The 23,451-nt window shown below is 69.5% G+C and carries 20 protein-coding genes; 15 read left to right on the forward strand and 5 right to left on the reverse strand.

Going from position 1 to position 23,451, the window contains the following annotated elements:
* Positions 1–18: 18 nt before the first annotated feature.
* Positions 19–435, reverse strand: a complete 417-nt coding sequence (locus ACWG52_RS06430) for a hypothetical protein (RefSeq protein ID WP_453128102.1) — start codon at positions 433–435, stop codon at positions 19–21.
* A 770-nt stretch (positions 436–1,205) separates the two neighbouring features.
* Between ACWG52_RS06430 and ACWG52_RS06435 the strand changes: the two genes are divergently transcribed.
* From ACWG52_RS06435 to ACWG52_RS06445, 3 genes are all read left to right on the forward strand, one after another.
* Positions 1,206–2,012 (forward strand): SDR family NAD(P)-dependent oxidoreductase, encoded by an 807-nt coding sequence (locus tag ACWG52_RS06435; RefSeq protein ID WP_453128104.1) that lies wholly within the window; start codon positions 1,206–1,208, stop codon positions 2,010–2,012.
* A gap of 161 nt (positions 2,013–2,173) precedes the next feature.
* The gene (locus tag ACWG52_RS06440; RefSeq protein WP_453128105.1) at positions 2,174–2,950 is read left to right on the forward strand and encodes a GNAT family N-acetyltransferase; all 777 of its coding nucleotides are present in this window, start codon (positions 2,174–2,176) and stop codon (positions 2,948–2,950) included.
* 17 nt (positions 2,951–2,967) lie between these two features.
* Entirely contained in the window at positions 2,968–3,798 is an 831-nt protein-coding gene (locus ACWG52_RS06445; protein ID WP_376680258.1) for an alpha/beta fold hydrolase, read from the forward strand.
* A gap of 62 nt (positions 3,799–3,860) precedes the next feature.
* On the opposite strand, the gene ACWG52_RS06450 is transcribed toward ACWG52_RS06445, so the two are convergent.
* Together ACWG52_RS06450 and ACWG52_RS06455 are read right to left on the reverse strand one after the other, a co-directional pair.
* Positions 3,861–5,285, reverse strand: coding sequence for a hypothetical protein (locus ACWG52_RS06450; protein ID WP_453128107.1), 1,425 nt, complete (start codon positions 5,283–5,285; stop codon positions 3,861–3,863).
* 319 nt (positions 5,286–5,604) lie between these two features.
* Positions 5,605–6,291, reverse strand: coding sequence for a response regulator transcription factor (locus tag ACWG52_RS06455; RefSeq protein WP_266674626.1), 687 nt, complete (start codon positions 6,289–6,291; stop codon positions 5,605–5,607).
* Positions 6,292–6,852: 561 nt separating this feature from the next.
* Between ACWG52_RS06455 and ACWG52_RS06460 the strand changes: the two genes are divergently transcribed.
* The 3 genes from ACWG52_RS06460 to ACWG52_RS06470 all read left to right on the forward strand — a co-directional run bounded on the left by ACWG52_RS06460 (position 6,853) and on the right by ACWG52_RS06470 (position 10,334).
* Positions 6,853–7,842: a hypothetical protein gene (locus tag ACWG52_RS06460; protein ID WP_376680261.1), complete on the forward strand. Its 990-nt coding sequence runs from the start codon at positions 6,853–6,855 to the stop codon at positions 7,840–7,842.
* Positions 7,839–9,068 carry a hypothetical protein gene (locus ACWG52_RS06465; RefSeq protein WP_453128109.1) on the forward strand — a complete coding sequence of 410 codons (1,230 nt, stop codon included), beginning with the start codon at positions 7,839–7,841 and terminating at the stop codon, positions 9,066–9,068. Before ACWG52_RS06460 ends, ACWG52_RS06465 begins: the two co-directional genes overlap by 4 nt.
* Before the next feature lie 474 nt (positions 9,069–9,542).
* Complete coding sequence (locus tag ACWG52_RS06470; RefSeq protein WP_376680263.1) at positions 9,543–10,334, forward strand: GNAT family N-acetyltransferase; 792 nt, start codon at positions 9,543–9,545, stop codon at positions 10,332–10,334.
* Positions 10,335–10,408: 74 nt separating this feature from the next.
* Here the strand turns inward: ACWG52_RS06470 and ACWG52_RS06475 are convergent, their stop codons facing one another.
* Positions 10,409–11,557: a magnesium and cobalt transport protein CorA gene (locus tag ACWG52_RS06475; protein WP_376680264.1), complete on the reverse strand. Its 1,149-nt coding sequence runs from the start codon at positions 11,555–11,557 to the stop codon at positions 10,409–10,411.
* A gap of 290 nt (positions 11,558–11,847) precedes the next feature.
* Between ACWG52_RS06475 and ACWG52_RS06480 the strand changes: the two genes are divergently transcribed.
* Complete coding sequence (locus tag ACWG52_RS06480) at positions 11,848–12,936, forward strand: magnesium and cobalt transport protein CorA (RefSeq protein ID WP_376680265.1); 1,089 nt, start codon at positions 11,848–11,850, stop codon at positions 12,934–12,936.
* A gap of 85 nt (positions 12,937–13,021) precedes the next feature.
* Here ACWG52_RS06480 and ACWG52_RS06485 read toward each other — a convergent pair whose 3' ends face one another.
* Positions 13,022–14,584, reverse strand: coding sequence for a Na+/H+ antiporter (locus ACWG52_RS06485; protein WP_453128112.1), 1,563 nt, complete (start codon positions 14,582–14,584; stop codon positions 13,022–13,024).
* 212 nt (positions 14,585–14,796) lie between these two features.
* Here ACWG52_RS06485 and kdpF point away from each other — a divergent pair, with 212 nt between their 5' ends.
* From kdpF to ACWG52_RS06525, 8 genes are all read left to right on the forward strand, one after another.
* Positions 14,797–14,886 carry a K(+)-transporting ATPase subunit F gene (gene kdpF, locus ACWG52_RS06490; protein WP_107093322.1) on the forward strand — a complete coding sequence of 30 codons (90 nt, stop codon included), beginning with the start codon at positions 14,797–14,799 and terminating at the stop codon, positions 14,884–14,886.
* A gap of 2 nt (positions 14,887–14,888) precedes the next feature.
* Complete coding sequence (locus tag ACWG52_RS06495; protein ID WP_453128114.1) at positions 14,889–17,435, forward strand: ATP-binding protein; 2,547 nt, start codon at positions 14,889–14,891, stop codon at positions 17,433–17,435.
* Positions 17,436–17,490: 55 nt separating this feature from the next.
* Entirely contained in the window at positions 17,491–19,365 is a 1,875-nt protein-coding gene (locus tag ACWG52_RS06500; protein ID WP_453128116.1) for an NAD-binding protein, read from the forward strand.
* A 55-nt stretch (positions 19,366–19,420) separates the two neighbouring features.
* Positions 19,421–19,864, forward strand: coding sequence for a hypothetical protein (locus ACWG52_RS06505; RefSeq protein ID WP_214346496.1), 444 nt, complete (start codon positions 19,421–19,423; stop codon positions 19,862–19,864).
* Positions 19,864–21,927, forward strand: a complete 2,064-nt coding sequence (locus ACWG52_RS06510) for a hypothetical protein (RefSeq protein ID WP_376680268.1) — start codon at positions 19,864–19,866, stop codon at positions 21,925–21,927. Before ACWG52_RS06505 ends, ACWG52_RS06510 begins: the two co-directional genes overlap by 1 nt.
* Complete coding sequence (locus ACWG52_RS06515; RefSeq protein ID WP_376680269.1) at positions 21,924–22,454, forward strand: hypothetical protein; 531 nt, start codon at positions 21,924–21,926, stop codon at positions 22,452–22,454. Before ACWG52_RS06510 ends, ACWG52_RS06515 begins: the two co-directional genes overlap by 4 nt.
* 62 nt (positions 22,455–22,516) lie before the next feature.
* A complete protein-coding gene (locus ACWG52_RS06520; RefSeq protein WP_214346505.1) occupies positions 22,517–22,741 on the forward strand; it encodes a hypothetical protein in 225 nt (74 codons plus the stop codon).
* A gap of 204 nt (positions 22,742–22,945) precedes the next feature.
* A complete protein-coding gene (locus ACWG52_RS06525) occupies positions 22,946–23,410 on the forward strand; it encodes a hypothetical protein (RefSeq protein WP_376680270.1) in 465 nt (154 codons plus the stop codon).
* Positions 23,411–23,451: the final 41 nt, after the last annotated feature.

Raw genomic sequence — 23,451 nt, forward strand, 5'->3', positions numbered from 1 at the left:
CCACCGGGACTTCCGGCGTCATACGGCGCGCGCCTCACGCCAGGCCGCCGCAGCGGCCGGCAGCGCGCATGCGACAGCGGCCACGACCACGAAGGCGACACTGTCCAGGAAGACGGTGAGGCCGAGCACGAGCGTCAGGACGTAGGCGACCGCCCAGGCGCCGATCACCCTGAGATGCCTGCCGCCGTAACCGCGCGGGACCACGGGCTGCCTCGTGGCAAACACAGACAATCCCATGACCACAACGGCGTTCGCCAGCGTGCTGACGAGCGTCCCCGTCCGCCCGTGCCACATCAGCACCGCCGGGACGAGAGCGAGCTGCCACGCGGCGAACAGCCAGAGATAGCCGACGTACCAGCCGCTTCGCCCCCGCGCGCTCGCCTCGATCCGCGCAATCCCCTTCAACGACGCGACCGCATCGGCCTGTTCAGACATGGCACACCCCTCCCGTCGTCGCCGAGCAGCCCTGAACCTGCCCACTCGACATCTACTTGCCACATTAGCAAGTACTTGCCAGGAGGGATCAACTGCCGGTGTGCGCGCTGACGCCCGAAACACGCGAGCCGCCCAACTCCGGTATCCCCACACCGGGAGCTGGACGGCTCATGTGTTGTGCGACGGTTGACCAGCACGCGGTCGCATCGGCCCGTACCCCCACGGCCGGACCATGCGCACCTTTGGCGGTGTTCAGGTCACCGACCTCCAGCCGCGTGCCACCGGACCGTCACCGGCTCCGTCGCTCCGCCAGTCTGTTCCCGGCCGACGTCCATGGCAACGCTCCTTGACGCGTTCCTTCCGCACAGCCGTCGATCTTTGACGCGGCCCTGATGACCTGCGCGAAGACCTGATTCGCACGGTCACCCGACGGCCATCAGAAGGCCGTCAAAGTCCCGTTCAGGATCTTGCCCCGGCATCCCTGATGCGCTGGGATGGGGTCATGAACAGCGGTCCGCGCTACGACGATCGGCCACCGTCATGGCGAAGCCGTGCCGGTGTCACGTCGGTGCAGCCGACGGCGCCCGCTGTCCGCCCGGCCTTCTGACATCGGCCGCGCGTCCTCCGTGTACCTGCCACCGGCGTCCTGAAGGACTCCGGCCGGGGCTTCGTACGCATCCTCCCCTTCACCGCATGACCTGAGCCCTCGCCCCCTGCCCAACGCCGGGGGCGCCGGGCGCGTCAGCCATGCCTTCTTCCAGGAATCCGACATGTCTTCATCCCTGTCCGGACGTACCGTCCTCGTCACCGGCGCCACCGCCGGCATCGGCTACGAGACCGCTCGCCAGCTCGCCCAGCGCGGCGCGGTCGTCCTTCTCCATGGCCGTACCGCCGAGGAGGCCCAGGCTGCAGCCGACCGTCTGGTGACCACCGAGGGCATCGACAGCGCCCTGCTGCGACCGCTCGCCGCCGACTTCGCCCGTCTGGAGGAAGTCGAGAACCTGGCCCACGCCGTCGTACGGGAACACCCGCGCCTCGACGTTCTCGTCAACAACGCGGCCATCGCCGCCCCCGAGCGTCACACCCTCACCGTCGACGGCAACGAGATCGCCTTCCAGGTCAACTTCCTGGCGCACTACCTCCTCACCAACCTCCTGGAACCCTCCCTCACCAGCGACCCGGGCGGGCGCGTCGTCAACGTCTCCTCCTCGCTCCACCGCACGGCCGCCATCCAGTGGAGCGACCCGAACCGGGAGCGCCGCTACTCACGGCTGGCTGCATACGCGCAGTCGCAGCTGGCGCTGACCGTCTTCGCCTCCGACCCGCGTGTCACCGCCGTGTCCGTCCACCCCGGTGTCTGCGAGACCGGTCTGCTCCCCCTCTACGGCAACGAAGGCGAATCCGCCGCCGAGGGCGCCCAGCACGTCGTACGCCTCTGCGACCCCACCACCGAGATCGTCAACGGCGCCTACTACGACCGCGAAGAACGCGTCGCCCCGGCCGCCGCCGCCACCGAGGACCGCACGATCAAGCGCCTCACCAAGCTCGCCGACCTCCTCGTCGGCCACACCGCCTGAAGGGACACCCGTCCATGTCCAAGCGCGCACACAAGAAGAGGGCCCGCCGCAAGAAGGGCTCCAACCACGGCAGCAAGCCCTCCTGCTAGCCAACAGCCCATTCCGCGGGGCGGCCCTCCGAACAGGGCCGCCCCGCCTCCATGTCCCGACAAGGAAGCCTCGTGATCAACCTGCCGCCCCACCGACTCCCGGCCCTCGTTCGCTGGTCCCCCACCGGGGCCCCGGGCTCGGCCGCCCTGACCGAGCACGTCCTGACCACCGAGGCCGGCCGCTGGTGGGTGGACCGCGTCATCCAGCCGCGCGTGATCGCCGCCGAATGCGGGGACCACGTCCTCTTGCGCGGAGACCCGCAGGCCCTGATACCGAGGGATCTCAGGGTCTTCGCGGACCACTCCATCGAGGCTCCGGGCCGCTTCCTTCCGCTGATCGGGGCTTCGTTCGACCGGGTCGTGCCGTGGCAGCGCATGGTGTATGTCAAGCGCTGCCCCGTGCCCGCCACCCGGCCGCCCAGGGGTGTGACCGTACGGAGGCTCAACGCCCACGACGCTCGCGCGCTCACCACCCTTCCGCCCGCGATGAGCTGGATTCACCACACCTGGGGCGGTCCGGACGCCCTCGCCCGCTCGGGCTACGCCTGGGCCGCCTTCCAGGGTGACCGCATCGTGGCCGTGGCCTGCACCTACTTCCTCGGCACCGCCTACGAGGACGTCGCCTGCGTCACCGTGCCCGACCCGCGCCTGCAGTACCTGGCTCTCGACTGCGTCAACGCCCTGTGCTCGGACATAGCGGCCCGAGGGCACACCCCCAGCTGGACCTGCTCTGCGAGCAACCGCCCCGGCCGCCTGCTCGCCTGGACCGCCGGCTTCCGTCCCGAGCGGGAGTACGCCCACTACGCCGTCGGCACACCGGCGGCAGCCGGAAGAGTGGCGGCGGGTTGAGGGGCGATACTCGCCGCGTGGACTCCATCTACCGCAGCACGCCGGGCCGGGAGCAGATCCGCCGCTGGTGCACCAGCCGGCTCGACGCATGGCCAGTGCCGCACAAGCGGACCGTTGTGACCGCCAACGGAGCAGAGACCCACCTGGTGAGCGCCGGCTCCGGCCCGACCACGGTGGTCTTCGTGCCGGGTACGAACTTCAACGCGGCCGCATCCCTGCCCCTGGCCACCGCCCTTGTCACGGCCGGCCACCGGCTCCTCCTGCCGGATGTCCCCGGACAGCCCGGCCTCAGCTCCGGGGACCGCGGGATCTCCGGCGGCCGCCTGTCGTGGTACGGCACATGGCTGAGCGAGGTCCTCGACGCTGCTGCCGCGACCGGGCCCGTGGTGGTGGTCGGGCATTCCTTCGGTGCCGCCATCGCCCTGTCCAGCCCGTCACCGCGCATCGACCGGCTCGTCCTAGTCTCCCCCGGCGGACTGGGCCGGCTGCGCCTCACACCCAGGCTGCTCGCCGTCTCCGCCGCCTGGTTCGTCCGGCCGACTCCGGCACGCAGCACCCGGCTCCTGCGGGCCATGCTCTCACCCGGCCACCAACCCCGCGAAGAGCTGGTGGAGTGGATGACGCTGGTCGCACGCCACTCCCGCTCGAGTGGAGCTCCTGGGGTGGCAGACCTCCCTGGGCGGGCCGTTCCCTGGCTGGTCATCACAGGAGCGCACGACACCTTCCTGCCACCGCGACGGCTCGCCCCGGCGGTCCGCACGATGCTCGGCACCGACCTGCACGTCATCCCGGACGCCGGCCACCTCGTGATCGAGGAACACCCCGGCCGGCTGGCGGCCCTTGTATGAGCGGACATCAAGCACACCGATCTCCCCTCCCCTGCCCGCGTCCGTACTGCTCACCGGCCCCCTCACCGGAACTCGGCCAGCCGGCGCCGCAGCCCCAGCACCGTCAACCCGGCCGTGAGCAGCAGCGACGCGCCGGCCGTCGGGCCCTGCGTGGTCAGTGCCCCTCGGCCCTCCCGGACAGCGAGATCGAAGTGCCTCTGGTTGATGGCGGTGACCTGGTCCAGAGCCTTCATCCACTCCCCGAAGTGGGCGTTCGAGGTGTCAGATGCCCAGCCGATGCAGAAGACCGTGGCCTCCTGCTGCTTGCCCTCGGCCACCAGCCGCCGGAAGGTCCGGTCGTCGCGCTGGTAGACGGCGTACGCCTCGACGGTCTTCTGGGCGGCCTCCCGCTCGCCCGCGAAGGTGATGTTGTCCAGTTCGCGCCGGTACTCGCCGGTGAACCGTTTGTCCTCGTGGTTGTTCAGGTACGTGGCCCACGTGTCAGCGAGCCTCCGGTCGTACGTATCGAGTCCGGCGCCCTGAATCCCGTACAGCTGATGCGACTTGTCGAGGAAGGAGAGCTCGTACGGGGGGCGGCGGTCGGGGTCCAGGAGGTAGCGGCTCTCGTCGGCGTTGGCGTCGTAGCCGATCGCTTTGGACCGTGACAGCGCGATGACGGAGTCGAAGGAGTCGCGGCGGGCGACCTTCATCCGGTCGTGGGTGATCGTGAGCAGCTGGGCGCCGCACACGACCGCGACCACGGCGCAGAGGGTGGCGGCGATCAGTCCCGGGTTGAAGACCCGGCGGAACCGGCGCGCGAGATGGATCTGGAGCAGTACCAGCGCGGCGATCAGCAGCAGGCCGAGGACGGCTTCGGCGGTCCGCTGCACGTCGAGGTCACCTCGCGCTGCGACGTACTGCCGCTCGTACACCGCATTGTTGGCGTCAACGAGCTTGCGTGCCTCTGGGAGCAGCCGCCCCGTGAGGAGGTCGGTCGCGGTCCGGTAGTCCTCGCGGGCGGCGTCCTTGCCGCCGGGCCGGCTGTCGTTCTCCAGTGCCCGTCCGATCAGCTCCTGGTAGTGCGCGAAGTCATCGGTGAGCCGCACGACGGTCGCCTCGGTGGCCGGGTCGCCTTCCGAGGCGGCGGCGAGCGTGCGCAGGGAGCGGCTGATGGTCTCCTGCGCCTCTCCGTAGAAGCCACTCGCCTTGGCGTACGACTCTTCCAGGCGCCCCTTGCCGGTACCGGAATCACCACTGGAGAGCAGGATGTTGGCCGTCTGCGCGTCCATGTCGTTGAGCGCGAGGTTGAGCCGGGTCGCGGAGACGGTACGGGGCGCGTCGTGCTGGGCCGTTTCGTCCCAAGCGGCGGTCGCGCCCGTCGCCGCGACCGCGAGCAGGATCAGCAGCCCGGTGGCAAGCAGCACGCACGCCGCGCGAGCGAGGCACAGTCGGCCGGGCAAGGTGGCCCAGTAGCGGTCGGCGAGGAGGCGGGCCGCCCGGGCGATCACGGTGGGAGGCCGTGGTCCCGACGGCCCTCCTCCCAGCTCCCCTCCTGACGGCGAACGTGGGACGCTCACGCGACGGGCGTCCGGTGCGGGGCTCTGCGTGACAGTCTCTGGAGCCCCCGCTCCCTGGGTCTGTTCGGTACCGGCGGTGATCGTCACTCGCGCTCCAGCTCACACCCGGGCCGTTCGTACGGCCCTGCGTGCACGCCAGCATCTGGCTCAACAGTTCGACCCACCAGGCACGTTGATGGTCTTCATACGCGGGGAGACGCAGAAATGACGGGGTCTTGACGGCGCCCTCCGTCCGTCGGCTCCGCCGCACTCATGCCTCGAAGCGGTACCCCATGCCGGGGGCAGTGATCAGATGACGCGGGTGTGACGGGTCCGCTTCCAGCTTCCGCCTGAGGTGAGCCATGTACACCCGCAGGTAGTTGGTCTGCGTTCCGTAGGACGAACCCCACACCTCCTGGAGCAGACGCCGCTGGCTGACGAGCCGGCCCCGGTTGCGGATCAGGACCTCCAGCAGATGCCATTCCGTCGGCGTGAGCCGGATGCTCTTCCCTCTGCGCCTGGCCTTCTTCGCGAGCAGGTCTACGGTGAACTCCTCGGTCTCGACGACCGCTTCGTTCGCGGCGGCCGACTCCTGTGTCGGTGTGCGGCGGATGACGGCTCCCAGCCGGGCCAGCAGTTCGTCCATGCTGAAGGGCTTGGTGATGTAGTCGTCGGCGCCCGCGTCCAGGGCCTGGATCTTCTCCTCGGAGCCGTGGCGGGCGGAAACCACCAGGACGGGCACTTGCGACCATCCGCGCAGCTGCTTGATCACCTCGATCCCGTCCATGTCGGGCAGTCCGAGGTCCAGCAGGACCACGTCCGGGCGGCAGGCCGCCACGGCCGCCAGGGCCGTACCCCCGTCCTGCGCGCAGTCCACGTCGTACTTCCGCGCCTTCAGATTGATCACCAGCAACCGCGCAAGCTGCGGTTCGTCATCCACCACCAGCACCCGGGGCATTGGCGGGCCGCCTTCCTGTTGTACGTCCTGTGAGTACGGATAACCGGAGGGAACATCGGTTTTCGGCCGCCTCGGCAGGCGTTGACGACGTCCATACGGCCGTGGGTGCGACTTTGACGGCTTCCCTACGGCAAGGCTCGCGCGGCAGTGCACGGGACGGCCCGTCCGTGATGCGTCCCGGCTTCAGCCCGACCCCCCGCGGTCCGGACTGGGCGTGGTCTCGGCGCTGATCGTCACGCGCCCTCCAACCTCGCATCACGGACGGTCGTCCGCTTCCCCCTGCCACTCAGTCTGCGATCACCGCCGTGTGCCAACGCACCACGTTGACGCCCCTCTTACGACAAACCCGCACTTCCTGACGCGCTGCTGATGGCGGGCATCGGGGTGGCGTAAACGAGTCGTAAACACCATCGGCATCGGACGTAGCATCGGTGCGTTTGCTGTGATCTACGTGGTTCACCAGGGGGGAATGTCATGGGCATCGGCGGCAGGCAACGGGGAAGGTTCTTCGCCCTTGTTGCAGGTGGGGTGGTTCTTGCCTCGGGTGCGGGGTTGTACGGATTGAGCGCGACGGGCAGCTGGCCGTTCCGCGCGAGCTACTGCTGGGGAGCGTGGCAGGAGGACAGCGGTCCGTCCTTCCTCGGTGATGAGGCGCTCGGCAAGTCCGGCTCCGCGCGCCGGGCCACCGAGTCGGCGCCGCCCTCGTCCACCAGGCCGACCGCCACGTGCACGGTCACCGTCGCCTCGTCGGTCGCCGATGACGACTCCACCGAGCCGCTCACCTTCGATGAGCGCGTCACCCTCGCGTACGGCCCCGTCCCGGCCTCGGCCGAGGAGCGCCGTGCGTGGATAGCCCACTTCTTCGACGGTTCGGCCTCGCCGTTGCCCGACGGACTCAACGGGCTGGTCGGCGGCGATCGGGCCATGCTGGTGCTGCCCGAGACCTGCGATGTGGACGGCAGACCGTCCGCGGTCACGATCCGGAGCGAGAGCTGGGGCGACGGCCACCTGGGCAAGAAGGCCATGCCTTTCACCATCGGAAACCGGATGGACGTCGCCCGGATGCTGCTGGACGCGGCCGGCACCGCTGCGTCGAAGGCGGGCTGCAAGCCCGGAAGGCCGCTGCGCCTGACCTCGCCGATGGTGGTCACCGCGGAGAAGGACGAGAGGGCCTCCACTCCCCTGTGCAGGATTCCGGGGGTGACTTTCGAGTTCGGAAAGGACTCCGCCTATCAGCAGCAGGTGGGCGTGGTCGGTGAGCGGCTCCAGACCTGTTCGATGGTGTGGCGCTCCCGGGGAGTGCCCGATGAGCCGGCGGCGCAGTTCGTGATGGCGTCCGAGCCCCGCATGGTCGCACTGTTCGACGGGCTTCCCGAGGGCAACGGCCAAGGACTTGTGCGGGCCACCTGTGACGGTCGGCGAACCGTGTTCTACGGGAACGTCGAGCCCGGCCTCAAGGGCCGGAGCCGCCCGGACGACCCGCAGGTGTTCGCGAACTTCACCGCGTCCGTGAGCAAGCGCATCGGGTGCCAGGCAGGGGAGAACCGGTGACCGTAGACAACAGCGGCAGCGCGGCGGACAACGGAGAGAGCGTGACACCGGCAGTGGACAGCGAAACGACCCCGGCCCGACAGCCGGACAAGGAGCAGGACCTGGTTCCCTCGGTTCCCTCTCCCGCGCGGCCCTCGTTGGTGCGCCGGCTGCTGCGGAACCGCACCGTCCGGGCCACCGCCGCGGCCGTCCTGGCCGGCGGCCTTCTCGGGGCCGGTGCCGTCGCCTGGCGTACGGACACCCTGCCGCTGCTCGGCCCCGCCCCCTGCTGGGATTCCCTCAGCGACTCGACCGTGTCCTCCCTCTTCGGCGACCGCAGGACCGAGGTCGAGGAGCAGGCGCTGCAGACCGACCCCCACGGCCAAGGACTGTCCTACGGCCAGTGCCGCATCACCAGTTACAAGGACGACAGGGCCAGAAGGCAGCTGACCGTACGGGTGCACAAGCTGGACGGTCTCCACGGAAGCGACGGGCGGCAGTGGCCCGAGGAGTTCCTCGCGGCCGGCATGGTGGCACTCGGAGAAGGCCTGCCCGGCATGGCCTCCTCCTCCCGCGCCTGGCTGGCGCTTCCCCAGTCCTGTACCGGCAGGCCCGACCAGTTCGAGGGCCCGGTCGTGGTCGACGTCGGCATGGGGCCCGCGGGCCTTGACGTCTCTTCGGAGTACGAGAGGGAGGACCGCGCCGCTCTGGCCCACGCTGCGGTGGATGCGGCCAACGGCGTCATACGCGAGCTGGGCTGCTCCGGGGTCTACCGGTCACCGGACCTGCCGAAGGACATCGTCGCGTGGCGGGACACCCAGCCGGACGCCTTCTGCGGGATCAAGGGCCTCGCCCTGCCGGCCGCCTACCGCGAGAGCCTGTCACGTACCCGGGTCAGCGGCGACGGCGGCGCCGCCCGGATCTGCGAGGCCGCCGGCAGCTACCCCAGGGCCGCAGTCCGGATGACGACCGTCGTGGACCCGGCGCTGACCGCCGTCTTCTCCCAGGATCTCCTCAAGGGCGGCTCATCCTTCAAGGGCACCAACGGGTACGGGTCGTTCAACGTGAGCCGGGCCGTGTACCGGGCGCGGTGCCAGACCGGGGACGTGATCTTCATGCTGGAGCAGAAGGACAGGTTCGGGGAGCAGGACTTCACTTTCGTCCGCGACCTGCTGCCCGCCTACGTCGAGGCCGAGTCCAGCCGTATCGGCTGCGGCCAGGAGAAGGTGACACTGCCCCGCGGGTGAGCCGCGGGTGGCGGAGCGGGTTGTGCGGCCCATGATCGGTAACACCCGTCGTGGCCGGGGCCGGTCATGCCGGTATCAGAGCTGTGTCAAGGACTGGGCGACCGCCTTGATCCCTGTCTCAGCAAGCAGTTGGATGAACGACGTGAACAGCGGTCTGCTCCATGACGACCGGCCACCGCATACGGTGCGCCCGGCCTCGCGCGCTGCTCACCTACCGGTGCGCTGACGCACCGATCGCAATCCGCGGCCGCCCACAGTCACCCGTAGGGCGGGCGGCCGCTTCCGTCCCGTGCCTGCCCTCGCCCCGGGCAGGCACGCGGCCTCGCACGCACCTCCTCACCAACCTGTTGGTGCCTGCGCCCGTCGGCCACAAGGCCTGAAGGCGAGCCACGGCCCGGAGCTGCGCGGCCTCCTGCCCTGCACCGCCCGCTCCCCCTGCCCAAGAACCCGTTGCAGCAGTACCTGGAGACATTCGTGATCGAGATCTCCCCGCAGCAGCTCCCCGCCCTGAGCCGTTGGTTCCCCACAGGCTCACCCGGTCCCGGGACACTCGCCGAGCACGTACTGACCACGGGCGTCGGCCTCTGGTGGGCCGACCGCCCCCACCTGCCGCGCGTCCTCGCCGTCAGCTGCGCGGACCACGTACTACTGCGCGGCGATCCGAGCGCGCTCACCCAGAACGCCCTGGCCCGGTTCGCCGACCGGTACGTAGAGACGCCCGCCCGGTTCTGGCCGTCGCTCGGCTCGGCATTCGAACGCGTCGTCCCCTGGGAACGGATGCTGTACGTCCACCAGCGTCAGGCACCGGTGTCCCTCCCCCGCATCCCGCGTGGCGCAACCGTGCGGCGGCTGACTCCCCAAGACGCTCCGGCACTGGCCGCGATGAACTCCGAGAACGCCTGGATTCATGCCAGTTGGGGCGGACCCAGCGGGCTCGCCGCCTCCGGCCACGGCTGGGCCGCGTTCGCCAGGGGTCGGGTCCTCTCCGTCGCCTGCACCTACTTCCTCGGCAGCACCTACGAGGACATCGCGGTCGTCACCGTGCCCGATCGCCGCCGCGAACGCCTCGCACTGGCCTGCGTCGCCGGCCTGACGGCCGACATCCAGGCACGGGGACACACCGCGAGCTGGTGCTGCTCACGCGACAACCGGCCCAGCCGGTTGCTGGCCTGGACGGCCGGCTTCCGGCTGACCCGCGAATACGTCCACCACGTCACCGGACGTGCCATGACACCTGAGGTTCGGGCGACCCCGGTTGCCGCTTGAGCCCCACTGGCTCCCCTGATCTGGCAGAGGAGGCAAGGTCGACCGATCACCGCGCCGCGTTGGTCCGCCTGGATTCAGAGCCAGTCCCGGCGCTTGAAGATCACATAGAGCCCGAGGCACACGGCGGCCATCAGCCCCAGTGCGAAGGGATAACCGAGGGCCCAGCCGAGCTCGGGCATGGTCTCGAAATTCATGCCGTAGATCGTGCCCACCAGGGTCGGGGCGAAGAGGATGGCGGCCCAGGCCGAGATCTTCTTGATCTCTTCGTTCTGGGCATGGCCGGCGTGGGCCAGCTGCCTCATTTCCTCGTTCTGCTGCTGGGTGACCAGGGTGGCGTTGACCGCGAGGATGTCCTGGAGAGCGAGGCGGAAGCTGTCGACGCGTTCGGTGACGTGGGTGGCGTGGTCGGCGACGTCACGCAGGTAGCGTCGCAGTTCCTCGTCGATTCCGTATTTCTCGAACCCGGCGGTCAACCCTTCCAGGATCCTGGTCAGGGGTCTGGTTGCGCGCTGGAACTCCACGACTTCCCGGGAGAGCTCGTAGATGCGGCGGGAGACCTTCGGGTCGCCGCTGAAGACCTCGGTTTCGATCTCGTCGACGTCGTTCTCCACGCCGGCCACGACCGGCGCGTAGCCGTCGACGACCGCGTCGAGGATCGCGTACAGGACGGATTCGGGGCCTCGCTTGAGGAGATCCGAGCTGTTCTCCATGCGGTGTCGGACTGCTGCCAGGTCGGGGGCGGCTCCGTGGCGGACGGTGATCACGAAGTCGGGTCCGACGAAGATATGCAGCTCGCCGAAATCGACCTCCTCCGCGTCATCCAGATAGCGGGCCGCACGCAATACGACGAACAGGGTGTCGCCGTAGCGTTCCAGCTTGGGCCGCTGATGTGCCTCCAGCGCGTCCTCGACCGCGAGCGGATGCAGGTCGAACTCCTCGGCAACGGACAGCAGCTCGGCCTCGGTCGGCCTGTGCAGACCGATCCACGCCATGCCCCCTTCCGCCTCGCGGAGCTTCTGGAAGGTCTCGGCGAGCGAGTCATGCGTGCTGGTGCGCACACCGTCGTGGTACAGAGCGGCAGTGATCACGCTGTTTCCACGGGGCGATTGCCGCTCGGCCGCTACGGCCGTGCCGGACTGTTCGGCAATGGGGCGGGGCTCGGCAGGGCGCTTGGCCGGCTTCTTGAACGCGCGCAGGGCACGCAGGGGACGACGCTCGGACACGACGGAGTCCTTCCGCAGGCAGGAAGTAGAAAGCGTAGGGATGCACGAGGGCACGCCGCAGACGCCGCCTGCGGATCCGGCTAGGGTCCGGCCATGGCAGCGTCCCGCGGCGTTCGACTAGGAGGTTCACCACACATCGTGGATCTCACCTTCCTTGCGTACGCGGCGGGACTGGGCCATCAAGCAGGGTATACCCGCCAGGTGAACGCTTCGGACCGGTGATGGGCCCGGCTCTCGCCGGCCCCACCGGCTGCGGCACACTGGCTGCCGATCCGCCGAAGGAGCTCACCGTGTCGTTCATCCGCAGTCTCCGCCGCGTGGTGCGCCGCACCGACCGGCGCACCGTGGACCTCAGCCATCCGGCACGGTCTCCGCTCGGCAGTGCCGTGGTCAACTGCGTGGTCTACCTGGAGGGCGTGCGGCAGACCGGGAACTGCCTGGCCGACGAAGCGATCCGGCGGGTACGCAAAACGGGCGACGGCTTCGTTTGGATCGGGCTCCATGAACCCGGCCCGGAGGAGCTGGTCGGCGTCGCCGAGCTGTTCGGGCTGCATCCGCTGGCGGTCCAGGACGCGACGCACACTCACCATCGGCCGAAGGTGGTGCGGTACGACGACGTGCTGTTCACGGTCCTCAAGACCGTCCGGTACATCGAGCACAAGGAACTCACGGCCACCAGCGAGGTCGTGGACACCGGCGAAATCATGGCTTTCGTCGGACCCGACTTCGTCGTCACGGTCCGGCGCGGCCGACACGGTTCGCTGGGTCCTCTGCGGGAGGCCCTGGAGGCTACGCCCGAGCAGCTCGCCAAGGGGCCCTCCGCCGTCCTGCACGCCATAGCCGAGCACGTCGTGGACGACTACCTCGCCGTGACCGACGCGATGGAGGCCGATGTCGATGCGGTCGAGTCCGCCGTCTTCACCGAGCACACCGGCCACGGCGACGCGGGCCGCATCTATCAGCTCAAACGCGAGCTGATGGAGCTCAAGCGGGCCGTGGCACCGCTGGAGCGGCCACTGCAGGCCCTCGCGACCAAGCCGTCACCGTCGATCGCCCCGGACATCCAGCCCTACCTCCGTGACGTCGCCGACCATCTGTCCCGCACCACCGACCAGGTCACGGCCTTCGACGCACTCCTCGACTCGATCCTCCAGGCTCATCTCGCGCAGGTGACCGTCGCGCAGAACGAGGACATGCGCAAGATCACGGCATGGGCAGCGATCATTGCCGTGCCGACGATGGTGTGCGGCGTGTACGGCATGAACTTCGACCACATGCCCGAGCTGAAATGGCGATACGGCTATCCCCTTGTCCTTGGCCTGATCTCGGCGGCCTGCGTCTTCATCCACCGCGCCTTCCGGCGCAACGGCTGGATCTGATCCATACCTCTGGACGAACGCGAGGATGCGGTGCTTGCCCCCGGGCGAAGCCCCGGAATCGCAGGATCACAGCACCCCACACGCCTCAGCTCGCCAGATCCAGCCGCGCCTCCTCCAGATCCAGGCTGCGCTGCAGCCGTCGGCGAGTGGTGTCGCTGATGCGGTGCTCGTCGTAGAGGCGCTGCAGTTCGACGGCCTCCACCCGGATCAGGTCACGGCGCAGCAGCCGATAGACCTGGTCTGCAGATTCAGCCAGGTCGGCTTCCTCCAGGCGGTCGCGGGCGTGTTCGAGCCGGGCCTGGAGGCTGCGCCGGAACCGGTCTGCCACGACGTCCGGTACCGCTTCGAGGTCGGACACCTCGTCCAGCCGCAGGATGCCGGCTGCGGCAAGGGCACACCGGGCGGAGGCCTCCTCGCGTTCGGTGTGATCCGGTTCGAGGGCGATTCCAGAGCGGCGGACCACATCGGCCAGGGTGAAACCCTGGGCGACGAGGGTGATCACCACCACCGACGTGGTCAGGACGAGCACGAGCGGGCGCTGGCCCAGGAGGCTGCCGTCGCCCTCCGCGACCGGGATGGAGAGGGCCGCGGCCAGTGGGACAACGCCACGCGTGCCCGCCCAGGTCAGCACGGCCGGGACGCGCCAGGAGGGACGTACGCCCGCGTTCCGCTGGACGACGGCCGAGAGGGGCAGGACCCACAGCAGCCGAACGGTGATCAAGGTCGCGGCGACCGCAAGCGCGTACAGCGGCCAGAGCCCGTCGGCAGCGGTCAGCGCGGCGACCTGGCCGGGCAGGGTGAGGCCGATCAGGCTGAAGACGACGCTCTCCAGCAGGAAGACCACGGTGCCGTTGACGGCGTGCAGCTGGATCCGTATGCCGGCATTGGTGAACCGGTCGGCCCGGCCTCCGAGCACCACGCCCGCCACGACGACGGAGGTCACACCCGATGCGTGCAAGGCCTCCGCCAGCACATAGGCGGCGTACGGGGTCACCAGGGCGACGACGGTCTCCAGTACCGGGTCCTCGGTCCTGCGGCGGATCAGCGCCACGACCCCGGCGACCGCTCCTCCGACGAGGGTGCCGCCGCCGGCAAGCAGCGCAAACTCCGTTCCGGCCGCCTGCCAGGACACCCCGGCGGAGGCCGCGGCGACGACGACCGCGACCCGGAAGAGGACGAGCGAAGTGGCGTCGTTGAAGAGGCTCTCGGCCTGCACGAGGACCTGGACACGGGGAGGCAGGGCGAGGCGCCGACCGAGCGCGGTGACCGCCACCGGGTCCGTACTCGCGAGGACGGCCCCCAGGACCAGCGCCATCTGCCAGGTCAGCGGGGTGAGCAGCGACGCGACCAGGCCGACCGCGGCCGCCGAGGCCAGGACCAGACCGACCGCGAGCACGCTGACCGGCTTCCACACCAGCCGCAGCTCGCGCCAGGACAGTTCCTCGGCGCTGGCGTACAGCAGCGGCGGCAGGACGATGAGGCCGATGACCTCCGGACTGACCCGGATCTCCGGAGTGCCCGGTATCAGCGCGACGACGAGCCCTGCGACAACGAGCAGTGAGGGTGCGGGGATTCGCCAGCGGCGGGCACCTGTGGCCACGACCGTGGCCAGCACCACGAGGAACAAGACCGTAACGACGCTGCGCATTCCGCCCCCACCCGAGTCGACGCGGACCATGCGGTCACGCGACGCCGACCAGGCTTCCCGGCACACCACCTTCACCCTATCGATGCAACGGCCGTCAATACACCGTCAAAGTCCCAGTCGACTCGCGTCAGGAGTGCGTCAGGGCCGTTTCCTTCGCGTCATCGCTGCTGTTCGCTGGTGAAGTTGAGGACGTGCGGAGGAGTCGGGTACGGGTGAGCACGGAAACTGTCGTAGGCATCATCGTCGCGGTCAGCCTGGTCGGGTACCTGGTCCTGGCCTTGTTCTTCCCCGAGAAGTTCTGAGCATGACGACCACGCACGAGGCGGGCCCGGTGGCCGACGCGGGACACCCTGCCGTACGGCCGGGGAGGCTCAAGGTCTTTCTGGGTGCGGCCCCCGGCGTCGGCAAGACGTACCGGATGCTCGACGAGGCACACCGCCGGGCCGCCCGCGGCGCGGATGTGGTGGCCGGTTTTGTGGAGTGCCACCGGCGCCGGCACACCGAGGAGAAGCTCGACGGCCTGGAGATCCTCACGTCGGCCGAACAGGAATACCGTGGCGGCCAATACACGGAGCTGGACCGTGAAGCGCTGCTGGCCAGACGGCCGCAGGTGGTGCTGATCGACGAACTCGCCCATACCAATGTCCCTGGGGGCGGCCGGCACCCGAAGCGGTGGCAGGACGTCGAGGACATCCTCGCTGCCGGGATCGATGTCGTCACCACGCTCAACATCCAGCACCTGGAGTCGCTGAGCGACGTCGTCGAGAAGATCACCGGAGTCCCGCAGCGCGAGACGGTGCCCGATGAGTTCGTGCGCCGCGCCCATGAGGTCGAGCTGGTCGACATACCCCCCGAGGGACTTCGCCGCCGCATGGCACACGGCAACATCTATCCCCCGGAGCGGATCGACGCCTCGCTCGCCAACTACTTCCGCCCCGGCAATCTCATCGCGCTGCGGGAGCTGGCCCTGCTGTGGCTGGCCGGGCGGGTGGACGAGGCCCTCCACAAGTACCGTACCGAGCACGGCATCGGGGACGTCTGGGAGACCCGGGAACGCGTCGTGGTCGCCCTCACCGGCGGCCCCGAGGGCGAGACCCTCATCCGTCGCGCGGCACGTATCGCCGACCGGTCCGCCGGCGGTGAACTGCTCGCCGTACACATCGCTCGCAGCGACGGGCTCGCCGCCGGGGTCTCGCACGCGGCTCTGGCCGGCCAGCGGGCCCTCGTCGAGCACCTGGGCGGCAGCTACCACTCCGTCGTCGGCGACGAAGTGCCCACCGCACTGGTGGACTTCGCCATGGCGGAGAACGCCACCCAGCTCGTCCTCGGTACGAGCCGCCGCCGTCGGCTGGAACGTTTCCTCACCGGTCGCGGGATCGGCGAGACCGTCGTGGCGCTGTCCGAGGACATCGACGTCCACATGGTCACGCACGAGCGGGCGGGCCACGGCCGGCTGCTCCCGTCCCGGCGGCGTACTCTCCCCACCTCCCGGCTCATCGCCGGACCCGTGGCCGGCGTGGTGCTCCCGGTGCTGCTCACCCTCGGCCTCGACCGCATGCGCGGCACACTGAACCTCACCAGCGAGGCGCTGCTCTTCCTGGTGACCGTCGTGGGCGTGGCCTGCATCGGCGGAGTGGCATCCGCGCTGATCGCGGCGCTGACCGCCGCACTGCTCCTCAACTACTGGTTCATGCCGCCCATAGGCGAGTTCACCATGAGCGACCCGGACAGCGTGCTGGCGCTGGTGGTCTTCGCCGTCGTCGCCGCCACCGTGGCCGCCGCCGCGGACAGGTCCTTGCGGCTCTCCCGCCGTGCTGCTCGTGCCACGGCCGAGGCGGAGACGATGTCGTCCCTCGCCGGCAGCATCGTCCGCGGCGACCAGACGATCCCGGCGCTGCTGGAACGTACGCGTGAAACCTTCGGCATGGACACCGTCGAGCTGGCTCCCGAAGCCCCCGGCAAGGGCGGCGCGACGGACCCCGCCCTCGTGGTGGCGGCGGGCCCCGAGGCCTTCCTCGTCCTGCGCGGCCGTACGCTGCCGTCCTCCGAACGCCGCGTGCTGGCCGCCTTCTCCGCGCACGTCGGCGCGGCCGTCGAGCGGGCCCGGCTGGCCGAGGCCGCCGCCGAGGTCGAACCCATCAAGGCCGCCGACCGCCTCCGCACCGCCCTGCTCCGGGCCGTCAGCCACGACCTGCGGACCCCCTTGGCAGGGGCGCTGGCCGCGGTCAGCTCACTGCGCAATCAGGAGATCGAGTTCTCCGCCGAGGACCGCGCGGAACTGCTGACCTCCGCCGAGGTGTCCCTGAACCGGCTCAACCGCCTGGTGGAGAACCTGCTCGATCTCAGCCGCCTGCAAGCCGGCGCCCTCACGCTCGACCTGCGGGCCACCACACTGGAGGAAGTCCTGCCGGCCGCGCTGGACTCGCTGGACCTGACGCCCGACGGCGGGCCCGCCATCGATGTGCAGAGCCTTGAGTCGGTACCGGCGCTTCAGGCCGACCCGCCGCTGCTGGAACGGGTGCTGGCCAACCTCGTCGGCAACGCGGTCCGCCACGCTCCCGCGGAGCGCCCGGTGCTGGTGACAGCCAGCGCCCTGGCCGGGCGGGTCGACATCAGGATCGCCGACCGGGGCCCCGGGATCGCTGCCGACGACCGCGAGCGCGCCTTCGAACCGTTCCAGCGCCTCGGCGACCGCGACAACACCGCCGGACTCGGCCTCGGCCTCGCCCTGGCCAGGGGACTCACCGAGGCCATGGACGGCACGCTCACACCCGAGGACACCCCCGGCGGAGGACTGACCATGGTCCTGTCCCTGCCGATCGCCACCGATGCGACAGCAGGGCGGTTCTGACCGCATGTCCGCAACCCTCCAGCTCCGAGCGCGAGTCGGGCAGCGCTCCCAACACATGATCATTTGTGGTGACGACGGCCTCGCACACCGCCTGGCACAGGAACTCGACGCCGTGTGCGGCGAGGCTGTCACGGTCGTCCTGCCGTCGCGCCGCGAGGGGCACGGCGCCGAGGTCGTCGCCCTGCACCGGGATCCGCGCTCCCCCGTGGAGCTGCTCATCTCCGCGCGGCCCGACGAGCAGACCCTCCGGGAGGCCGGCGTCGAGCGTGCCGCGGCGGTTGCCCTCACCTACGGCGACGACCAGACCAACATGACCGCTGCCCTGCTCGCCCGCAGCATCAATCCGTCCGTACGCCTGGTCATCCGCATGTTCAACCGGGACCGCGGTCGCCATCTCGAACTGCTCCTCGACCGGGCAGCAGCCGCGCACGCCGGGCAGGACGACGCGTTCATCGACGCGTCCACGACGGTGCTCTCCGACGCGGACACGGCCGTCCCCGAATTGGTGGCCGCCGCGGCAGTCGGGCACGGGCCCACCCTCCAGGTCGAGGGCAAGGTGTTCCGCGGAGTGGTCCGCCCCGCCGGAACCCCGCCCCACGCGACGGACCTGGCCACGCTCGCCGTTCTGTCCGGTACGCACATGGACGACCCGATGGGCGAGGACAGCGCGGAAACACCGGGCGCCAACGGCACCCAGCTGCTGCCCGACACCGCTACCGCCTACCACCGGCAGTTCACGCACGGCCGGCTCATGCTCGAAGAGGTGACCCACCACCACGCGCCGGCGTCCCCCGCCAGGCGGCGGGCCTATCGGGGCTGGCTGAGCGACCGGCTCGGGCACCTGCCCTGGAAGATCTTCGTCTCCCGCGAAGTGACCGCCGTCTTCGGGGTGCTCGCCGCGGCGGTGGTGCTACTGGCCACGGCGACGGCCGTCGTGGAGGACGGACCGCTGTGGAAGTCGGTGTACCTGCCACTGCTGGACATCTTCACCATGGGCGACCCGGCAACCGAAGACTCCACGGCCCGCCAGGTCCTCCAACTCATCGCGGGTTTCGTCGGCCTGGCCGTACTCCCTCTCGTCGTGGCCGCCGCCATGAACGCCACCCTGGCCTTCCGCACCGCGTCGGCCAACCACGTACCGGATACGGGTCTGCACGACCACATCGTCCTGGTCGGCCTCGGCAAGATCGGCACGCGCGTCCTGGCGCAGCTGTGTACGACCGACCACAAGGTCGTGGTCATCGAGCGGGACCCGCAGGCCCGAGGGGTCGCGCTGGCACGCGAGCTCGGAGTGCACCTGCTGCTCGAGGACGCCGCCGCTCCCGGGGTCCTCGATCTCGCCCGCATCGGCACCAGCAAGTCATTGCTGGTCCTCACCCACGACGACGGCGAGAACCTCGACATCGTGATGGCAGCCCGCGAGAGCAACCCTCGCGTGCGCGCCGTGATGCGCCTGTACGGCGACGACTTCGCCGCCACCGTCTCCCGCACCATGCGCGCCGGTTACCCGGACGCGCTCACCCGCAGCCGCAGTGTCTCGGCGCTGGCCGCGCCCTCCTTCGCCGCCGCGATGATGGGCCGCCACGTGCTGGGGGTCATGCCGGTGGAGCGCGGATCCCTGCTCTTCACCGTCGTGGACGTCGCCGGCCACCCAGAACTCGAAGGGCACTCCATACACGAGGCCTTCAAGGAACACGAGTGGCGCGTACTCGCCGTCGGCCCCGCGACCAGCCGCCGGTCGGCCTCCTCGACGGACACACTCGGCGGATTCCGCACGGACCGGCCTGCCTTCAACTGGCGACCACCACACGGACGGGTCCTGCGCCACGACGACCGCGTCGTGCTGGTGACCACACGCCGCGGCCTGGACATTCTGATGACCGGTGTCCAGCCACGCCCCGCAGGCCGCCGGCCTCATCCGGCCCAATGATCTCGCTTGGACCGAACTCGCTCACCGATCAAGTCACTTTCACCACGGGGGTCCTATGTCATTCGATGCCGAATGGGCAGAGCTCAAGTCAGCCGCTGCTGCGAACCAGACGGCAATGCGGCTCAATCAGCTCGATCCCGGAGGGGGCGGCGGGCCCGGGCCACAGGGGGATCTGGTGGTCACCCAGAAGGACCTGGCGGCAGTAGGAAACGCCGCATTCAAACTGCGGCAGAGGCTCGGCACCGATGGGGACCATGCCAAGGCCAGTACGCACGAGGCGGCCGGCTCCTTGAAGAAGGACTTCGCTCTGGGGACCGCCCTCTCGACGCTCGCGGACAAGTGGCACGACCAGGTGGGAACGCTGCTGGACGCCTGCGCCCACATTTCCAACCACCTCGACTACACGCAGAACGCGCACGCCGAAGGCGAGTACTGGATCGCCACCCAGTTCAAGTTCGCGCAGCTCAATACAGGATTCGAGGAAAGGGCGCAGCACTGATGGACCTGGACGCACTGCGTTTCGCGGACTTCTCGAAGCTGTCAACCGCCGTCGCGGACTGGACGGCCATGGCCACGAAATTGTGGGAGCTGGAGTCGGATGCCCGTGGCGACCTCGGAGGTAAAGCCGCGAAGGCCGACTGGGCCGGGGTGAACGCGACCGTGACCCGGGAGTTCATCGGCAAGACCGCCAAGGAGTTCGCCGACGCCGCCACCGAGGCCACCAGTATCGGGAACATCCTGCGTGACACCCACGGTGAGCTCGTCGACTACAAGGCCAGGCTGAACGAGGCCGTCCGGCGCGGGCTGGAGAAGAACCTCACCGTGGTGCCGGCGGGCAATGGCGGCTTCACCGTCACGATGAACATCCACCCCGACCGCGCCGCCAAGGGCACGACGGTGCCCGAGCACACCGAGGCCGATGCGACCGCCCTCCGCGACGAGGTCCAGCGGATCCTCGAGGGCGCCACCGAGAGCGACACGACGGCCGCCCAGGCGCTGACCATGCTGGTCAGCCAGACCCCGTACGGCTTCTCCGACGCCGCCTACTACGACCGCGACCGCGCCGCGGACGCCATGAAGGACGCCGACCGGATCGCGAAGCTCCTGAAGACCAAGGGCGACGACATGTCCCCCGAGGAGTTCGACAAGCTCAATGCCGACCTGGCCAAGTACAAGGACGACCGGCTCTTCCAGGAGCAGCTCGCCACCACCATCGGCCCGCGCGGCCTGCTCGACTTCTGGGCGGACCTCGCCGACCCCTCCGACGGCGGCACCCTGCAGCGCTCCCGCCACGACCAGCTCGGCGACTTCCAGCGCAACCTCTCCCTCACCCTGGCCGGCGCCACCCAGTCCGACAGCCCGGCCATGCGCACCTGGGAGAACGACATGGTCAAGCTGGGCGAGGAGCGCATCCAGACCCGCGGCAGCCAGGTCTACGGCTACCAGGTGATGAGCAACCTCATGCGCAACGGCGACTGGGACAACCGCTTCCTGAACGACTACGGCAACGCGCTCGTCGCCACCGAGAAGAAGATGAAGCTCCCGGCCAACTACTGGAACGGCGGCGTGCCACCAGTGCCCAAGATGAACTTCATCGGCGAGGACTTCGGCCGCGACCCCATGACCGGCTTCATGACCGCCCTGGCCGCCAGCCCGAACGCCGCGACGGAGTTCTTCAACGCGACGCAGCCCACCGACAACGCCCAGTACGTCCTCGGCGACCGGCAGACCTTCGACGACACACCCCTCAACACCAAGGACGGCAACGCCGCGCGGGAGGCCACGGGAGCCGCCCTGGTCTCTGCAGCCACGGGAGTCGACCCCAACAACATGACAACGCGTCCCGACGACCTCACGCCTGAACACCGCCAGGTTCTGGACCGCTCCCTGAAGTACCTCTCCGAGCGCGGCGACGAGTTCCCCTCCGAGATGCGCGACGACATGACCAAGGTCCTTTCCGCCCACAGCGATGTCGTACACCACTCGGCCAGCGCCATGTCGGACACGCCGGACGACCCCCGCCAGCTCGACCGCCACCACCTCCTGGAGGTGAGCAAGCAGGTCTCCCGCGACCAGAATTCCTACGGCATGCTCAACGAGGCCATGAACCGAGAAATGATCAAAGACATCCACGCAGAACACCCGCGTGACCCCAACGAGACGCTGCAAGATGCGGGCCGTACGGTCGGCTTCCTCGAAGAGGCCCGCTACCAGGCCCTCAAGACCGACAAGGATGACCCCACGTGGGAAGCCAAGTGGGGTTACCACGGCTTCGGCGGAGCCGCCAACTTCATCCCCGTGGTCGGCGACATAGCGCAACGAGGTGTCGACGCCCTCGCCTACCAGTGGCAGCTCGACGAACAGGCGCGGATCGACGCGGGAGTCCAGGACCAGAACGCGAAGACGTTCACGCACCGGGAGAACCAGCTGAGGGCTCTCTCCGAGGAATGGGCCAAGGCGAACCCCGGGCACCCCTACACGCCGCGCACGCTGGAGCAGGAGATCAACACGTCCGCAGTGACGGGGAACGTCGCCGCCAAGGGTCTGGCAGGCACCCAGTGAAGCGCCTGCGCACGGCCATGACGGCCGCCGCGGGGGCCGCGGCACTGATCTCCGTGACCGGGTGCAGCGAGAGCAGGGAGTACGCGCTGCCGGGCGACCTATGCGGCGTGGCCGTCGATTCGGCCCTCACCGCACCGCTGCTTCCGCCCGGCGCCAAGCTGGAGCAGTCGACGTACGCAGCCAGGCCGCACGCTCCGCGGTGCGAACTGACCGTGGACAAGAACACCGTCCTGACCGTGAAAGGCGACGTGACCACGGCGGACGAAGACGTCATGGGTGGCATCGGACAGCGCTTGGCAAGCTCTGGCGATCCCGTCCAGATCGACGTGGGCGACGCCGCCCGCGTTGCCGACTCCATGGCCGTCGCGGTCGCACGCTGCACTTACGAGGGCAAACCCAGCCAGTTCGTCGTCGAGATCTACCCGCCCATCAAGGCCTCCGACGTACCCGCACGCCGTGAGGCCCTCACCCGTCTCATGACCGTGTACTTCCCCGCGGCCCAGAAGGCAGTGGGCTGCGCCTCCTGACCGCAATGGCCGCTGGGGAATGCGCGCCTCCCCATACCTTCGACCCAGCTAGGACGCAGCCTGTGCATCACGACGACGAACCGGTCTTCAAGCGGAGCAAGTGGGGAACGAACCGCTACTACTACAACCCTCGCAACCCCGTCGGGCTCGCCCTCATCGTCATCACCGTGCTCGTCGTCGGGACGCTGCTGATCCTCATGGCCAACCGGGCCGGACCGTTCGAGCCACCGCCTGCCCCCGCACCGTGGAATCCCGCGCCGGTCACCACCGGCCCGCCAGGCCACTGAACGGCCTGGGGTTGGTCTCGAACCGGAGCGCCGTCAAAATGCCGTAGCCATCACATCAGCGGTGCGTCAGGGTCCGGTGTCGAGGCCCGTACCGGCCCTAACGTCACCCCCATGGGACGACGTTTCACGCAGTCCGCAACCGGTGCTCACGCCGGCGCGGAGCCTCGAGGGCCTATCACACGCGACATCCACTGGGCCGGCGAGATGCGCTCGGCCATCGGTGTCGCGTCCCTCCTGTACTCGGCCCTGCTCGCCATGGACGCGGGTTTCGGCAAGCTCGACGCGACCCGCGGCGCCCTCTGGACCGGCCTGGCCGCCCTCTTCTTCGTGATCCTGCTGCCGTCCAGGGTCTCCGTAGGTCCCGGTCTGCTCAGCGCCCGAGGACTGCTGGTGGAACACACTGTCCGCACCGACTCCCTCGTCTCGGTCAGGTGGTCCGACGGGGTGGCCCAGCGGATGATCCTCCGCGACACGGAGGGAAGCCAGGTCGAGATCGATCCGACCGTCCTGGTCCGCAATCCCGCGATGTGGCGCCGGGTCGACACAGACACCCGCACATCGATCCAGCGCGGCACTCTGCTGTGCGGCGAGACGGCCCTGCGCCGGCTGGCAGAGCGTATCGACCGCGAGACGGCCCTCACGGTCTTCAAAGTCTCAGGCCTGCAGTGATCGACGGTCAGTGACTTCTGTGCACCCGGGCAGTGGCTGAC

Source organism: Streptomyces sp. CLCI03 (genome assembly GCF_053615355.1).

What these genes read in the sequence shown, in the direction of transcription:
- ACWG52_RS06500 (WP_453128116.1), top strand. Translation starts at nt 17,491, where the DNA reads ATGATCATTTGTGGTGACGACGGCCTCGCACACCGCCTGGCACAGGAA.
- ACWG52_RS06510 (WP_376680268.1), top strand. Translation starts at nt 19,864, where the DNA reads ATGGACCTGGACGCACTGCGTTTCGCGGACTTCTCGAAGCTGTCAACC.
- ACWG52_RS06430 (WP_453128102.1), bottom strand. Translation starts at nt 435, where the DNA reads ATGTCTGAACAGGCCGATGCGGTCGCGTCGTTGAAGGGGATTGCGCGG.
- ACWG52_RS06485 (WP_453128112.1), bottom strand. Translation starts at nt 14,584, where the DNA reads ATGCGCAGCGTCGTTACGGTCTTGTTCCTCGTGGTGCTGGCCACGGTC.
- ACWG52_RS06435 (WP_453128104.1), top strand. Translation starts at nt 1,206, where the DNA reads ATGTCTTCATCCCTGTCCGGACGTACCGTCCTCGTCACCGGCGCCACC.
- ACWG52_RS06455 (WP_266674626.1), bottom strand. Translation starts at nt 6,291, where the DNA reads ATGCCCCGGGTGCTGGTGGTGGATGACGAACCGCAGCTTGCGCGGTTG.
- ACWG52_RS06495 (WP_453128114.1), top strand. Translation starts at nt 14,889, where the DNA reads ATGACGACCACGCACGAGGCGGGCCCGGTGGCCGACGCGGGACACCCT.
- ACWG52_RS06525 (WP_376680270.1), top strand. Translation starts at nt 22,946, where the DNA reads ATGCGCTCGGCCATCGGTGTCGCGTCCCTCCTGTACTCGGCCCTGCTC.
- ACWG52_RS06505 (WP_214346496.1), top strand. Translation starts at nt 19,421, where the DNA reads ATGTCATTCGATGCCGAATGGGCAGAGCTCAAGTCAGCCGCTGCTGCG.